This is a genomic window from Enterococcus sp. DIV0176, from assembly GCF_050528535.1.
Taxonomy (GTDB): domain Bacteria; phylum Bacillota; class Bacilli; order Lactobacillales; family Enterococcaceae; genus Enterococcus_B; species Enterococcus_B thailandicus.
In genome coordinates this window covers 1,944,898-1,959,412 of the sequence record NZ_CP172879.1, presented here as the reverse complement: position 1 = coordinate 1,959,412, position 14,515 = coordinate 1,944,898, and the positions used below count along the sequence as shown (strand labels likewise).

General features: G+C 37.4%; 14 protein-coding genes. 7 read left to right on the top strand and 7 right to left on the bottom strand.

The features are described from left to right. Positions 1-168: 168 nt before the first annotated feature. The 3 genes from IGJ66_RS09110 to IGJ66_RS09100 all read left to right on the top strand — a co-directional run bounded on the left by IGJ66_RS09110 (position 169) and on the right by IGJ66_RS09100 (position 1,935). The gene (locus tag IGJ66_RS09110; protein WP_067480337.1) at positions 169-804 is read left to right on the top strand and encodes an SdpI family protein; all 636 of its coding nucleotides are present in this window, start codon (positions 169-171) and stop codon (positions 802-804) included. Positions 805-872: 68 nt separating this feature from the next. Beyond that, positions 873-1,262, top strand: coding sequence for a VOC family protein (locus IGJ66_RS09105; protein ID WP_067480340.1), 390 nt, complete (start codon positions 873-875; stop codon positions 1,260-1,262). A 28-nt stretch (positions 1,263-1,290) separates the two neighbouring features. Then, complete coding sequence (locus IGJ66_RS09100; protein ID WP_270492367.1) at positions 1,291-1,935, top strand: sugar O-acetyltransferase; 645 nt, start codon at positions 1,291-1,293, stop codon at positions 1,933-1,935. Positions 1,936-2,098: 163 nt separating this feature from the next. Here the strand turns inward: IGJ66_RS09100 and IGJ66_RS09095 are convergent, their stop codons facing one another. Next, positions 2,099-3,286 carry an MFS transporter gene (locus IGJ66_RS09095; RefSeq protein WP_067480345.1) on the bottom strand — a complete coding sequence of 396 codons (1,188 nt, stop codon included), beginning with the start codon at positions 3,284-3,286 and terminating at the stop codon, positions 2,099-2,101. 18 nt (positions 3,287-3,304) lie between these two features. After that, the gene (locus tag IGJ66_RS09090) at positions 3,305-3,589 is read right to left on the bottom strand and encodes a hypothetical protein (RefSeq protein WP_067480348.1); all 285 of its coding nucleotides are present in this window, start codon (positions 3,587-3,589) and stop codon (positions 3,305-3,307) included. Positions 3,590-3,782: 193 nt separating this feature from the next. On the opposite strand from IGJ66_RS09090, the gene IGJ66_RS09085 reads away from it, so the two are divergent. Beyond that, positions 3,783-4,439 carry a Crp/Fnr family transcriptional regulator gene (locus IGJ66_RS09085; RefSeq protein WP_067480351.1) on the top strand — a complete coding sequence of 219 codons (657 nt, stop codon included), beginning with the start codon at positions 3,783-3,785 and terminating at the stop codon, positions 4,437-4,439. A 506-nt stretch (positions 4,440-4,945) separates the two neighbouring features. Here IGJ66_RS09085 and IGJ66_RS09080 read toward each other — a convergent pair. Further along, entirely contained in the window at positions 4,946-6,292 is a 1,347-nt protein-coding gene (locus IGJ66_RS09080; RefSeq protein ID WP_271026867.1) for a PTS sugar transporter subunit IIC, read from the bottom strand. Between the two features lie 27 nt (positions 6,293-6,319). Further along, positions 6,320-6,625, bottom strand: a complete 306-nt coding sequence (locus tag IGJ66_RS09075; protein WP_368026906.1) for a hypothetical protein — start codon at positions 6,623-6,625, stop codon at positions 6,320-6,322. A 232-nt stretch (positions 6,626-6,857) separates the two neighbouring features. Between IGJ66_RS09075 and IGJ66_RS09070 the strand changes: the two genes are divergently transcribed. Together IGJ66_RS09070 and IGJ66_RS09065 are read left to right on the top strand one after the other, a co-directional pair. After that, positions 6,858-8,306: a glycoside hydrolase family 1 protein gene (locus IGJ66_RS09070; protein WP_071868179.1), complete on the top strand. Its 1,449-nt coding sequence runs from the start codon at positions 6,858-6,860 to the stop codon at positions 8,304-8,306. An 8-nt stretch (positions 8,307-8,314) separates the two neighbouring features. Next, complete coding sequence (locus IGJ66_RS09065) at positions 8,315-9,229, top strand: N-acetylglucosamine kinase (RefSeq protein ID WP_067480364.1); 915 nt, start codon at positions 8,315-8,317, stop codon at positions 9,227-9,229. A gap of 57 nt (positions 9,230-9,286) precedes the next feature. On the opposite strand, the gene IGJ66_RS09060 is transcribed toward IGJ66_RS09065, so the two are convergent. The 3 genes from IGJ66_RS09060 to IGJ66_RS09050 are packed head-to-tail and all read right to left on the bottom strand — an operon-like array spanning position 9,287 to position 12,544. Then, entirely contained in the window at positions 9,287-10,087 is an 801-nt protein-coding gene (locus tag IGJ66_RS09060) for a TPM domain-containing protein (RefSeq protein WP_067480367.1), read from the bottom strand. Then, the gene (locus IGJ66_RS09055) at positions 10,084-11,277 is read right to left on the bottom strand and encodes a TFIIB-type zinc ribbon-containing protein (RefSeq protein WP_430616519.1); all 1,194 of its coding nucleotides are present in this window, start codon (positions 11,275-11,277) and stop codon (positions 10,084-10,086) included. Before IGJ66_RS09055 ends, IGJ66_RS09060 begins: the two co-directional genes overlap by 4 nt. Positions 11,278-11,296: 19 nt before the next feature. Continuing rightward, positions 11,297-12,544 (bottom strand): SPFH domain-containing protein, encoded by a 1,248-nt coding sequence (locus IGJ66_RS09050; protein ID WP_086270783.1) that lies wholly within the window; start codon positions 12,542-12,544, stop codon positions 11,297-11,299. 217 nt (positions 12,545-12,761) lie between these two features. Here IGJ66_RS09050 and dnaX point away from each other — a divergent pair, with 217 nt between their 5' ends. After that, entirely contained in the window at positions 12,762-14,510 is a 1,749-nt protein-coding gene (gene dnaX / locus IGJ66_RS09045; RefSeq protein ID WP_430616518.1) for a DNA polymerase III subunit gamma/tau, read from the top strand. Positions 14,511-14,515: the final 5 nt, after the last annotated feature.

Here is a 14,515-nt window from a genome sequence, read left to right as displayed (position 1 = left end):
TCTTTTTCCTTTAATTAGACTTTTTTGTTAATCATCAAAAAAGTCTATCCTTTTTCGGATAATCCAGACAAAAAGTTGGCAGTTTGCCAGTTAAAAGGTACACTTAGAAATAGCGATTATCAAAAGAGTTGCTGACAATCATTAAGAGAAAAAAGGACGTGGTCTGAAATGAAAAAATATCGTGGAGCAATTGTTATCTCGGTAATCATTACCTTGTTACCACTTGTGGCAAGTGCCATTTTTTGGGAAGAAATTCCGAATCAAGTTGCGACACATTTTGATTTGAATTGGCAAGCGAATGGCTGGAGCTCAAAGGGATTTGCGTTGATTGGCTTACCATTTCTTCTGGCAGGCTTACAATTATTGGTTGCCTTTTTCGTGTTAAATGATCCAAAGCAAAAAGTGACAAAACGTTGGATTATCTACAGCGTTTTAGGAATCATTCCGCTGATTGCACTTTTTGTTCAAGCATTGACCATCAGTTATGCTTTAGGCAATCAGGCAACATGGTTGATGAAAATTAGTCCCGCTGCATTTATCGGAATCATCTTTATTGTTTCAGGAGTGATTCTGACCGCTGTTCCGCAAAATTATACAGTGGGTATTCGTTTACCTTGGACGCTGAGCAGTGAACAGAATTGGCTACAAACAAATCGACTTGGTGCCAAAACATTTATTGCAGGCGGTATTTTGATGTTACTCGCAAGTTTTGTTTCATGGGAATTTTTAATGATGCCAATTATCGTGATTGTTATTTTGATTCCAACGATTTATTCATTTTGGCTGCATCGAAAAGGAATTTGATAAAGTGAAAACTAGTAAAAATAGCAGAAAATAGGATGAAAATGAACTATTTTAGGAGATGAAGAAGGATGCATATTGAACATTTAGCTGTTTGGACGAAAGATTTGGAAAAAATGAGAACGTTTTACGAAAAATATTTTCAGGCAACAAGTAGTGAACGCTATCGTAATCCAAAAACACAATTTCAATCTTACTTTTTAAGTTTTGGTTCAGGGAGTCGCTTAGAATTGACAACGAAACCACATCTAGCAAATCGAGTCACAGATCATTTAGGCTATGCACACTTAGCGATGGCGGTAGGGACGAAAGAAGAAGTTGATCGTTTTGCTGATCGATTTGTCCAAGATGGCTATCCTTTACTGAGCGGACCAAGAACAACAGGTGATGGTTATTATGAGGCAGTAATCCAAGATCCAGAAGGAAACTTGATTGAATTAACGACAGATGCAATCGACTAATCAATCATAAAAAAGGTGGTTAAAGCGAATGGCAAGAGATTTTGATTACGAGCAAATGCTAGCTGGTGAACTTTATAAGGCATCAGGTATTTTTCCAGAAAATCGCTCGATTAATGGACAAAAGCTAGCACAGAAAATCAATCAATTACCAATTGATGAAACGAAAAAAATTGTGGCACTGGAAAAAGAACTTTTTGGTAAAACGGGTGAACATATTTATGTCAATCCACCTCTTCATGTCGATTATGGTCGTCATGTGGAGATTGGCGAAAATTTTTATGCAAATATGGATTGCATCTTTCTAGACGTGAATAAAATAAAAATTGGGGATAATGTCATGGTGGGGCCACGAGTCAGTTTCTTTACCGCAGGTCACCCAACAGATGCAGAAATCCGCATAACAGATTTAGAATTTGGCTTACCGATTACTGTTGGAAATAATGTTTGGATTGGTGGAAACAGTGTTCTACTACCTGGAATAACGGTTGGAAACAATTCGATTATTGCGGCGGGGGCAGTTGTTACAAAAGACGTACCTGATCATACGATTGTTGGCGGAAACCCAGCAAAAGTGATTCGGAAAGTCAATCAAGCTGATAAAGAAAAATGGCAAAAGCAAATGAAAAAATATCACTTGCGTAAGGAAGAACATCTCAATAAAATGAGTGAGTAAAATAGACAGTAAACCAACTAGATAAAAAACGAGACGAGGAAATGTTCTTTCCTAATCTCGTTTTTTTACTTTATTTAATTGAGCAGTGAGGACACTGGAACATTCTCAAAAATATTTTTCTGCCCCAATCCACATTTTTTCTCAAACAGATATGAACGATTTTTTAGAAGCTGGATACTTCTTCTACCACTTTCTTTTTCCGTTTGTTTATGAAATAAAGGAAGGTACAAATCAATGGAATGATTCCAGAAACAATGTATAATCCTCTGAATGAAGTGAACGATTTCAAGGTTCCCATAATATAAGGACCAACGCCCAATCCTAAATCTAATCCAATGAAGTAAGTAGATAACGCAATACTGATTCGATGTTCACGAACGATTTTCAAACAAACTGCTTGTCCGTTAGACATAAAGGTTCCATAACCAAGTCCAACTAAGGCTCCTGAAACCAGTAACATGAAACTATTGGTTGTTGCACTGAGTAAAAACAAGCCAGCAGTTAAGAAAAGATAGCTAGGATACATGACGTATTGTTCACCTTTCGTATCAAAGATTCGACCTGTCAACGGACGAGTAAAGGTGATTACTAACGCGTAAACAACAAAGAAAAAGGAACCAGCGCTAACTAAATGAATCACTTGCGTATAAGAAGATAAGAAGGACAGAACACTTGAGTAAGATAAGCCCATCAAAAAAGCGATTCCTGTAATAAATAAGGCTTTTTTCTCAATAAAACTATCAACTGTCCATGAAGTCAATTGTTCTCTTTGTTCAGCTGACAAAACAATATTTTTGACAGGGAAGAACAGACAGGCGATAGTGACTAAGAAAACTAAGACAATCGTGAACCAAATGATGAAATGGAAATCAGTCATATTCAACAAGATCATTCCTAAAAATGGTCCAATTGCAGCAGCTAAGCTAGTACTCAAACCATAATAATTGATCCCTTCACCTTTTTTATTCATTGGAATATATGCTGTTACAATTGCATTTGTTGCAGTTGAAACTGTTCCATAGCCAAAACCATTTAAAAAGCGGACAAGGTAAAGAATTCCGATGGAAGGCATGTAAAGATAAGCGATGGTAGTCAACAGGTAAAAAATTGCACCACCTTGTAACGTAATTTTTCGGCCAATCAATTCAAGTTGTTTCCCCATTAATAAACGAGCAAGCAAAGTACCAATAATATAAATGCCAGAAGCAAATCCTGCTTGACTTAAGCTAGCGTGTAAGCTGTCTTGGGCGATAACTGCGATGATGACCATTAATAAATAATAAACGAGATAAACAATAAAGTTAATAAGTGTGATACCAATAAAATGTTTGTTGAATAATTTGTCTTCCATTTGTTTTGCTAATTCCCCTTAATGTACATATGAATATGCTTTTAGTTTTTCGATTTGAACTTCGACATCGTGATAATTTGATGGATAACGATCGACAAGTTGTTGGATAAATAGATCACGTGTTTCCATAAACAATTGTAAGAATTCTTGACACTCTTCATCTGGCGTTTCTTCAACAGATTTAATCAACTCAATTGAGTTTTGATAAGCATCATTTAGGAAAACTAATGATGCTTTCATATCAAATCTTGTGCGGTACGCTGTTTCTAATCGGTTAATAATAGTGTTCATCCAAAATTGCATTTTTTTGACCTCGATTCAGTAATTTTTTTTACATACGGAGTATATCGAAGAAAAAAAATGAAGAAAATGAACTTGGTTATACAAAAAGGTACTTAACAAATGTTACTATCATTAGTAAAATACCTATGAACTTTAAAAATCTTGGAAATCTTGTATTATTTTTTTAGATAAATGTTTGGATGGGGGAGCATGATTGGATAATCGAGCACTAGCAGAATATGTAACAAGTAAAAATATTCCAATTATACGAAAGGGGTATCACAAGTATTTAACATTTGAAGGAGTCGAGGATTGTTACACTTACATCTTGAAAGAGGGAATCGTTAAAGCAAGCGTGATCTCAAACGACGGAAGAGAATTCAATCTAAGATATGTCAATGACTTAGAAGTGGTATCACTAATTAAAGATGAATACTCACAATTTATTGATTCACCTTATAATATTCGGGTGGAATCAGAATATGCGGAGTTTTATCGTGTAAATCGAGTGAAGTTCTGGGAGGACATCAATAATAATCCTGATTTGCAGCATCATGTAAAAGAATTTTACCGTTTCCGCTTATTAAGCGTCATGAAAAAAATGCAACAGATGCTATTAAATGGAAAATTGGGCGCAGTTTGTACGCAATTGTATGAATTGTATGACATGTTTGGTGTGCGAACACCTGAAGGGTTGCTGATTGATTTTCCAATTACGAATGAAGAAATTGCTAAGTTTTGTGGTATTTCGACGGCAAGTAGTGTCAGTCGAATTTTGAAGCAACTAAAAGATAAGGGGATTATTGCAGTTCAGGATCACCATTTGATCATTACGAATATGGAGCTGTTGGAAGATAATATTATTTTTTAAAAAGGGTTGTGGCGCAAAACGTTCAGCTCCGAACAGATAGCGAGCAGTCACTCAAAACAGTATCTCATGTTTTGAAGTGAATGAAAGCTATATGGAGGAGTTGTTTTGGGAACACCGAGAGAAAGGTTGTGGCGCCAAGCGTTCAGCTTCAAGCAATAAGGAATTTTTTCTAAAAATAGCTACTCATGTTTTTATGAAAAAAAGACTTATTGCCGAAGAAGCTGCTTGGGGAACACCGAGAAAAAGGTTGTGGCGCCAAGCGTTCAGCTTCAAGCAATAAGGAATTTTTTCTAAAAATAGCTACTCATGTTTTTATGAAAAAAAGACTTATTGCCGAAGAAGCTGCTTGGGGAACACCGAGAAAAAAGATTGAAGCACAAAACGTCTAGCTCTAACACGTTAGCAAGTAAGCAAGCACAACAGTTTGATTAATAGCAAAAGAGGGGAAGACAACACTGTCTTCCCCTCTTTTTAACGGATGTTAGTAACATAATTATTTAAACGACTTAGGATTTGCTTTCAACAACAGTTGTTGAAACTAATTCTTCAGTTTCAGTTTTTTCTTGTTCTAAGGCATGCTCTTTTGCTAATTCATTTTTGTCATAAATTTTAACAAATGGATAGTACATTACGACTGACAGAACAATCAACAGACAGTTTAAAACCGCTGCGCGCCAGTCGCCTCCAGTAGCTAAATACGCACCAATTGGTCCAGGTAGAGTCCAAGGAGCAGTGATTGTAACGGCACTGACAAAACCTAGTCTAGTTGCGAACCAAGCAATAGTTGCGCAAGCCATCGGAGTTAAAATGAAGGGAATAATCAATGTTGGGTTTAAAACAATTGGGACACCAAAAATAACTGGTTCATTGATATTGAAAATGGATGGTGTAATAATTGCTTTTCCTAGTTTTGAAGCGTATTTTGATTTGGCAGTGAAGGCTAGTAAGATAGCAAGGCCGATTGTACAACCAGATCCGCCAATCCAGATAAACCATTGGTAAAAAGGCTCAGCTGCAATATTTGGTAAAGTTTCACCAGCAGCAGCAGCTGTAGTATTAGCTTCTAAGATTTGTAACCATAGTGGACGCGCCAGTGATCCAATAATTGAAACGCCGTGAATCCCAAATGCCCAGAAGAAAGTAATCATGAAAATCAGTAGCAATACACTTGGCAGCGTATCAGTTGCACTGATTAAAGGACTAACAATTTTTGAAACAGCTGAATGCCAGTCAAAACCAATATAATAGCTAATAGTAGAAATAACTAGAATGACGATTAACGTTGGTGTTAATGATTCAAAAGAACGAGCAACTGCAGGTGGTACTTGCTCGGGCATAGTGATTTTGAATTTTGATTTATCTGTTAAGCGATAGACTTCAACTGCAAAAATTGATGTGATGATGCCGACAAACATTCCTCCACCACCAAGGTTCGCCATTGGTAAGACAAAACCAGAAGTTCCAGCAGCATCAGCAGCTTCTAAAGGAATATTTACAGGTACAAAAGTCAACAGAAAAGCAATTGTAGACAGAATGCCGCCGGAAACAACATCTAAGTTGTACGTTTTTGAAAGGCTAGCCCCAATTCCGAATGTTGCATAAAGGGACATGATGTACATGGTCATACGATAAGGTAACAAGATTGTTGCGGCGTTAGAAGACAAAAACTGATAAATGCCCCATGATTGTGGTAGTGGTGGAAAGGCAATAATCAAAAAGAACGAACCAACAATAATTAACGGTAGCGTTGCAATGATTCCGTCACGAATCGCTCGTAAGTGTCGTTGATTGGCTATTTTTGCCATTGGTCCAGCTAAATGTAACTCAATAAAATTAGTGAAAGCTGTTAACATAGTTTACACTCCTTTAAATAAAATCAATTAAAAAATAATTCCTTGATAGATCCAAATGTACGCTAAAATTTCTAAAACAATCAGTGAGATGCCAAAAGTAATAAAAAAGCCCTTACAAAATCCTCTTTTTGTTTGGATGAAATATGGATTCACCGCTAAAACTGTCGCTAAGCTAATGGGTAAGAAAAGCATAACGCCAAGATTGATACTCCAGTTTGCCAAGTAAAATAAATAAGGAATAAAAATACCGCCAAAAATGCAAGCAAGTAAAAGTAATCCAGCTGTTTTCACACCAAAGTGAATATGCAATGTTTCATTTGTTTCTCTTTGCATAAAATTACCTCCTTTCAACAATTAATTAAACGCTTACAAAAGATAACAATAAAAAAGAGCGCCTAGAGATCTCTTCTTTTTTAGTATACAGTTAAGAAATTAAAAATCAATATATTTTTTATTTTTTTGTAATTTTGTTTCTTGATAGAATTGAAATTTCTTTATTTTTTTATATGTTTGAAAACGCATTTCTTAGATGGTATGATAAAGGCGATTAAGAAGGAGGAGGACAATGACAAAAATTTTATGGGGCGGGGCAACTGCTGCCAGCCAATATGAAGGCGGTTACACAAAGAGAGGGATAGACACACAAGACTGTCGACCTTATTTAGAAAAAACATCGAATGCGACAGTGGCTACACGATTGCTAACTAAAAAGACTGTTGAACAAGCGATGGAAGAAAATCAATTTTTTTATCCGTTCAGAAAAGGATCTAGCGGAGAGGAACGAACGGCTGAAGACTTAGCATTGCTTAGTGAGCTAGGCTTAGATGTTTATCGTTTATCAATTAGTTGGTCACGCTTATTTCCAAATGGGGATGAAGAGATTCCTAATGAAGACGGAATGAAGTATTACGACGACATTTTTAAAGAGCTAACCAAACAAAAAATCAAAATCTTTTTGACAATCAATCACTATGCGTTGCCACTTCAATTAGTAACAGAACAAGGCGGATGGAAAAATCGTAAAACAATTGATAGTTATTTGAGATTAGTTACAGTTATTTTTAGTCATTGGGGCGAGTTGATTGATTATTATTTACCTTTCAATGAAATCAATGCTGGATACTTTAGTCCTTATAATGGTACGGGATTATTGAAGCCAGAAGATGATGCTTACGCGTACAATGACATCTTTTTAAGTTTGCATCATCAATTTATTGCTAGTGCACAAGCTATTGCTCTAGGGAAAAAAATGAAGGTCAAAGGGCAATTTGGTGCAATGATTTCATGTTTTTGTTACTATCCTTTAACACCAAAACCTGAGGATAATTTACAGTTAGTTTTAGATGAACAAATCAATCAATGGTTCTGTATGGACGTCCTAGCAAGAGGAGAATATCCTTATTATATGGACAAATTTTTCTTGGAACACAACGTCGATTTTGAAATAAGTGAAGCAGATCGTCAGCTTTTAAAAGAAAATACTTGTGATTTTGTCTCCTTTTCTTATTATTCTTCAAGTATTAGTTCGGTAGAAGAAAGTCAACAGCAAACGGCTGGAAATTTAGTAGCGACGACAAAAAATCCTTATTTAAAAGCAAGTGAATGGGGCTGGCAAATTGATCCAGTTGGATTGAAGACAACACTGCTAAAGGTGTATGACCGTTATCAAAAACCAGTAATGATTGCTGAAAATGGATTAGGTGCAAGAGATTTGAAAGAGGCAGATGGTATCCATGATGTGTATCGTATCGAATACTTTAAGCAGCATTTTAAGCAAATTTTAGAAGCAGAGCAAGTAGGAGTAAATGTCCTAGCATACTTTGCTTGGGGGATTATTGACATTGTTTCGGCGGGAAGTTGTGAAATGGAAAAACGATATGGTGTTATTTTTGTTGAAGCAGATAACCAAGGAAATGGATCTTATAATCGTTATAAAAAAGATAGCTTTTATTGGTATCAAACATTTATTGCAGAGCAAAAAGCAGAAAGAAGAAAGTCACAAAAAGTGGAGTAGAGGAAGTTATGAAATATGTCATTGGAATTGATTGTGGAGGAACGAAAACACAGGCGATTGCGTATGATTTAGAAGAGAATGTTTTAGGAGAGGCAATTGAAGGCTTTGGCAATTTGTTGATTTCTTATGAACAAGCAAAGGCGAATATTTTTCGGGCAATTGACGACTTGCTAACTAAATTTGGAAGAGCTGACTGTCAATTGATTGCGTTAGGCATCGCTGGTATTGATGGTGGTGGTTTACGAGAGAAAATTCAGAACGAGTTAGCGTACTATGACTATCCTGTTTATTTATATAATGATGCACAATTTAGCTATTTAGCAAAGGTGGGGTTTCAACCAGGAATTTTAGCAATTGCTGGAACAGGTTCTGCATTTTTTGGTCTAAAAGAAAAACAGTGGTACCGCGTAGGTGGCTGGGGTCAGTTATTAGGTGATGAAGGTTCCGCTTATCATTTAGCAATTGCTGCTATCAAATTAGTTCTAGCAGAATTTGATGAAGGAAAAACATTGTCACCTTTTGCTCAAGACTTATTAGCTTTTTTTGGTGCGGAGGATGTGATGAACTTGGTAAAGATAATTTATCAAAAAAACAAAGGCGAAATTGCTAGCGTAGCATCTTTTTGTTCAAGCTATGAACAAAAAGATGCGCGTGTGTCAGAACTGCTGAAACAAACGGGTGAATTACTAGCCAAGCAAGTCACTCAGTTAGCTAAAAAAATGAAGTTAACCTCAGGATTTTATTTGGGGATTAATGGTAGCTTGCTGGAAAAACAGGCGACGGTGCGACAAGTTTTTCTCGAACAATTAAAAAGTTACGAAGTTGTGCTTATACCTGATACGGTTCAGAATGCGAAGGCTGCATTAGTTATTTGGAAGAATCAGTTGGCTGCACAAAGCATAAGTACTGCTAACTTTCGCTAAAAAAAACTCCTCGAAATCAATCCGATTTTGAGGAGTTTTTCTTTGGCAGATAATGGCTTAAAAGCTTCTTCCACCACCGCCAAAAGTTCCACCACCACTTGAGTGAGTAGTGCTTCCGCCACCACCGCCACTTCCTGGCGGCGGGCTTTTAGGAATTCGTCTAGTAGTGACAAAAGAGTTTGTTAAACGATCGGTTTTATCAGTTAACTTGATGCTTGAATTTTCACGATAAGGATATTTATATGAACCAAATTTTAGTTGATATTTAGAAACTGTTACAAAGTAAAAAACAAGGCTCAATACCAATGCAACGATGAGCGCAAGTACAATTTCAACAGTTGTTAAGACTTTGTAGCGAGTGATCTTTCCAGTTTCTTCATCCACTCGATAGTGCCCACCTGGAACACCTGCTTCGACGTAATCGGCAACCTTGGTAAGATAAGCAGTCGCAGCTTGGTAGTAATCTTGATTGGACATGCCATCATAGACTTCGTCAAGTGTTGATTCGATTCGATTGTCATCCAAGTAGTCAATCATGTTGCCCGAGGTTGAAATGTAAATTTCTCTTTGCCCCATATCTAACAATAAAACAGAACCATTTTCATTATTTCCAACGGCATCTCGCAAGTAATCATCTGCAAAATCACGTGGTTCATCAGAATTGTTTGTTGTTGTAACGATTAAGACTTCGCCTTTGATTTTTTCGTTGATAGGCTTAGCTTGGTTTTCTAATGCTTGAATTTGTTCGGTTGTAAACAAACCAGCTTCATCATTGACTGTCGGGGTTGCGGCATGAGCAACAAGCGGGAAAAAACAGCCAATTAAAACGAAAAAGAAAATCGAAAGTTGTTTTTTCATATCAAATACCCCACAATCATCAACAAGATAGCAGTAATGGTGAAGATACCAAGTGATGTGAGCCCCAATTTCTTTTTGCTGACAGGCAGAACACCACTTACTTTTCCTGTTTGTCCATTCATTGCATAATAGTAAACTTTTTTTGAGTCACGACTACGGTAAGTCACCAGCCAGACCGGAAGTAACAAATAATTATTTGTTTGATTGTTAATTGCAACGGAACTACGAACACCAGTTAAAGTGGTGTAACCAGAGGCTGTTTCGCGTAAAAGTTTTTCGGAATAGTCTTTTAATTCTGATTCGACTTCTGAACGAATCGCTTGATATTCAATATCCCGTTTTTCTGCCTGAAATCCAGCAAGGTATTGATTTTTAAAGTCGATTGCTTTATTCAACGGAAAAGGTTGGACACCTTCAACCATTTTTTGCTGAGTATTTTTAGATAGAGCATTCTTGACTAACTCTTTAAAAGAAAGTTTTCCCTCACGATAGACAGCAAATTGTTTTGTCTCGGTATATTCAATATCGCCAACGCGCCAGACGCGCAAGACAGTTCCATTTGCTTGGAAATCTCCTTCTAATTCAGCATCGGTTGACCAATAGGGAAAATAAACGCCAGTTAGTTTGTCGATTTGTTCAGAATTAAAAAAGGCTTTTGGAATAAACCATTTTTTCTTTGTCCATGCTAAAAATTGTTTGATTGCTTCCTCTTTTTCAATTGCAAAAGGGAGGACCTTATTTGGTAAAAATTCACCACTTAATCGGCCCGACAAAACAACTGGATTATGGCAATAATAACAATACGTCGCAGCTGTTGTTGCATCAGTCACGATTTCGGCTCCACAACTTGGACAAAGAAATAGTTCCATGGTAGGCGCTTCATCATTTGTTTCTTGACCATTTGCTTCAGTGGCGCCCACGGCTTCATCATAAGCTTGACGTTCGGTGTCGTCCATTTTATCTAATTGTTCTTGTGCTGTGAAGGTAAAGTCACCAGTTGCATTTATTGATTCATCAGCTGTATCAGCTGATGAATCAATAGCGCGAGCTTCTTTTTGCTGTTGCTCATAGAGGCTAACTTCTTCTTCTGTAAATATGCTTAGGCAGTAGTCACAATGAAATTTTTGGTCTTTAGGATCAAAAGTTAAAGGACCGCCGCAGTTTGGACATTTATGTGTAATGACATCCATTGGCTACACCCCTTCTTTTTTAGTCCAAAGGTACTCCTTTAAATGGTTTGCCACAATGCGGGCAGAATTTTGGGATACCATTTGAAAGATCAACGACCTCACCACATTCACTGCATTTCATTTCTAGTTTTGGTTGTGCAGCGGGTGCAGGTTTAGCTGCTCCACAATTAGAACAGAATTTACCTGTGTTTTCCGTACCGCAAACGGGACAAGTCCAAGTATCAGCATTTCCAGTTGCAGCTTGTTGATTTTGTTTTTCTGCTTGTTGTTTCATTTGTTCTTGGTTATTTTGTGCAGCTTGAGCAAGGTAAGCACTGTTAGCATTCATTCCCATGCCAACACCCATGAAACCAGTCATTGCACCGCCTTCATTTTTTCCGGCGGCTTCCATTCCGCGAGCAATCGAGCCTTGAACATAGCCCTCACGAACACTTGGATCACCAAGCATGGCACCTTCATTTCGCATGTTGATTAGTTTGACAGAATCATCGGTGTAAGAAATACTTGCAACGGCTACAGAAACAATTTCCATCCCACGTAGTTCACGCCACGAATCATCTAAAGCAGAGGCCATATATTTACTTAATTCCAAACTTTTTGATGGGACATAAGAAATTCGTTGACCATCTGCTGACATTTGGTTGATTGCCGATTGCAAAGCAGTTAAAAACTCTGCTAAATATTGTTCATTGATGTCGGCAATTTCCACTTGTGTTTTATTTTTTGGAATAGCATTTGTATAAAATAAGATTGGATCTGTGATGTGGATTGAGTAAGCACCATGCGCACGTAAAAATAATTCTGCATTATAAAAATTGTCAAAATAATTTAACGGTGAAGTTGTACCAAACTTGATTCCTTTTAATTCTTGTAAATTAATATAGAAGACTTGTTGTTTTTGTGGTGTGACGCCACCAAATTTAAAACGACTAAATGTTTCGCTGATTGCGTCTTTTAATGAGCCATTAAACATAGAAGGTGCAGCATCATTCTTGATGGTGTAGTAACCTTCTTCAGCTGTGTAATCAATGATTTTTCCACCGTCAACAAGGAGCATCATCATGTTTGGATAGACATGGACAACAGTTCCGTCTGTTAAAACATCTTCCGTCCCTTTACGATTTGAACCGCGTTTATCATCTTTACGAACTTTGACACCTTTTGTCATCACGGTCGTATCACTCATGTTATCTGGTTCAATGACCTCAAGCCATTGATCAGCTAATCCACCACCGACTGTACTTGTTGCAGCTTTAATTAATCCCATAAAAAATTCCTCCTTAGATAAATAGCCTAAAGAAACAGCTTAAATTATTTTCTTTATTATACCATAGGGGAATGAAAATGCTCTCAGCCAAAAGTCTTAAAGAGCTTTCGTGTGAATGAATGTTTCCTCTTGGAAAAAGCCAAGGAGTAGAGTAGTTTTTTTTAATAAAATCACGTATAATAAATAATAGTGAATTTTTTTTAAGAGGGGGATCTATATGGCATACCAAGCACTTTACCGTGTCTGGCGTTCACAACGCTTCGATGACATTGTTGGACAAAAAGCTGTTACACAGACATTGAAAAATGCTATCGTTTCCCATAAAACATCTCATGCGTATTTATTTACTGGGCCTCGAGGAACTGGTAAGACAAGTGCAGCAAAAATTTTTGCTAAAGCAATCAACTGTCCAAACAGTCAAGACGGTGAACCTTGTAATGAATGTGAGATGTGTCGATCAATTACAGCTGGAACACAAGAAGATGTAATTGAAATCGATGCTGCAAGTAATAACGGAGTGGAAGAAATCCGTTTTATTCGTGATCGCGCCAATTATGCACCCACGAAGGCAACCTATAAAGTTTATATTATTGATGAAGTCCATATGCTTTCGACAGGGGCTTTTAATGCGTTACTAAAAACATTAGAAGAACCAAAAGAAAGTGTCATTTTTATTTTGGCAACGACAGAACCACACAAAATTCCAGCAACAATTATTTCTCGTACACAGCGATTTGATTTTAAACGAATCAATGCATCTGATATTGTTGAGCATTTGGAATTTATTTTAAATGAATCAAATATTTCATATGAAGAGCAAGCGCTAGGCGTCATCGCGCGCGCTGCTGAAGGCGGGATGCGGGATGCACTGAGTATCTTAGACCAATCCATTTCTTTTAGTGAAGGAACGATTACGCTAAATGATGCAATGCAGGTAACCGGTAGCTTAACGTATGAAATGATGGACGACTATTTGAGTGCTTGTGTCGAACAGAATGTTGCACAAGCATTGAATGCGTTGGAACAGATGTTAGTCGCAGGAAAAGAAGCCCGTCGTTTTTTAGAAGACTTACTGCAATATTGTCGTGATTTGCTGATGTATCAGCAAGCACCTCAATTAGTGACGGAGAAAACGAGTCAGCTAACTCCGACCTTTGTGAAACTTTCACAAGGAATGAAAGCTGAACAGCTTTTTCAAATGATCAAGATATTAAGTGAAACACAAAATGAGATTCGGTTTACCAATAGTGCTACGATTTATTTGGAAGTCGCAACTGTCAAGCTAGCGCAAAAAACATCATTGACAGGCCCGCAAGCACTGCCTCAAGGTGAACCAGCTGAAAGCCAAGCAGTGGAGAAGCTTCAGCAAGAAGTTTCCGAGCTGAAAAAAGAATTAAAAGCACTCAAAAGTAATCAGGGTACAGCCAATAACGCTAGTCAGCCTGCGCCACAAGTAGTGCATAAAAAACAAGCAAGCTCTTATCGCGTACCGACTGAGCGAGTGTACCAAGTGTTAAAAGAAGCGACTCGTCAAGATTTGAATCAGGTCAAAGAAGTTTGGGATGATTTATTGATGAGCCTGTCAGTGACACAGCGAGCGATGTTGAAAGCAAGTGAACCAGTGGCAGCAGGACCGAAAAGTATGGTAATCGCTTTTGACTACGAAATCGTTTGTCAACGAGCAACAAATGACGATGAGTTGCAATTAGCGATTCACAATAACTTGAGTCGAATGATTCACGATTATGCACCAGATACTGTGTATATCACGCGAGAAAGCTGGCCAGAATTGCGTAAAAATTATTTGATTCAAAGTAAAGATAACGGACAATCCACTTCTTTTGTTCCAGAAACAGATGAAGAAGAAATCGAGTTGATTCCCCAAGAGCCAGAAACAGTAGAAACTGTGGTGGCAAAGGCAGAAGAGCTATTTGGAACAGACTCAGTAACTATTATTGATGATTAACATTT

What these genes read in the sequence shown, in the direction of transcription:
- IGJ66_RS09110 (WP_067480337.1), top strand. Translation starts at nt 169, where the DNA reads ATGAAAAAATATCGTGGAGCAATTGTTATCTCGGTAATCATTACCTTG.
- IGJ66_RS09105 (WP_067480340.1), top strand. Translation starts at nt 873, where the DNA reads ATGCATATTGAACATTTAGCTGTTTGGACGAAAGATTTGGAAAAAATG.
- IGJ66_RS09090 (WP_067480348.1), bottom strand. Translation starts at nt 3,589, where the DNA reads ATGCAATTTTGGATGAACACTATTATTAACCGATTAGAAACAGCGTAC.
- IGJ66_RS09065 (WP_067480364.1), top strand. Translation starts at nt 8,315, where the DNA reads ATGAAATATGTCATTGGAATTGATTGTGGAGGAACGAAAACACAGGCG.
- IGJ66_RS09060 (WP_067480367.1), bottom strand. Translation starts at nt 10,087, where the DNA reads ATGAAAAAACAACTTTCGATTTTCTTTTTCGTTTTAATTGGCTGTTTT.
- IGJ66_RS09095 (WP_067480345.1), bottom strand. Translation starts at nt 3,286, where the DNA reads ATGGAAGACAAATTATTCAACAAACATTTTATTGGTATCACACTTATT.
- IGJ66_RS09075 (WP_368026906.1), bottom strand. Translation starts at nt 6,625, where the DNA reads ATGCAAAGAGAAACAAATGAAACATTGCATATTCACTTTGGTGTGAAA.
- IGJ66_RS09080 (WP_271026867.1), bottom strand. Translation starts at nt 6,292, where the DNA reads ATGTTAACAGCTTTCACTAATTTTATTGAGTTACATTTAGCTGGACCA.
- dnaX (WP_430616518.1), top strand. Translation starts at nt 12,762, where the DNA reads ATGGCATACCAAGCACTTTACCGTGTCTGGCGTTCACAACGCTTCGAT.
- IGJ66_RS09050 (WP_086270783.1), bottom strand. Translation starts at nt 12,544, where the DNA reads ATGGGATTAATTAAAGCTGCAACAAGTACAGTCGGTGGTGGATTAGCT.
- IGJ66_RS09070 (WP_071868179.1), top strand. Translation starts at nt 6,858, where the DNA reads ATGACAAAAATTTTATGGGGCGGGGCAACTGCTGCCAGCCAATATGAA.
- IGJ66_RS09055 (WP_430616519.1), bottom strand. Translation starts at nt 11,277, where the DNA reads ATGGATGTCATTACACATAAATGTCCAAACTGCGGCGGTCCTTTAACT.
- IGJ66_RS09100 (WP_270492367.1), top strand. Translation starts at nt 1,291, where the DNA reads ATGGCAAGAGATTTTGATTACGAGCAAATGCTAGCTGGTGAACTTTAT.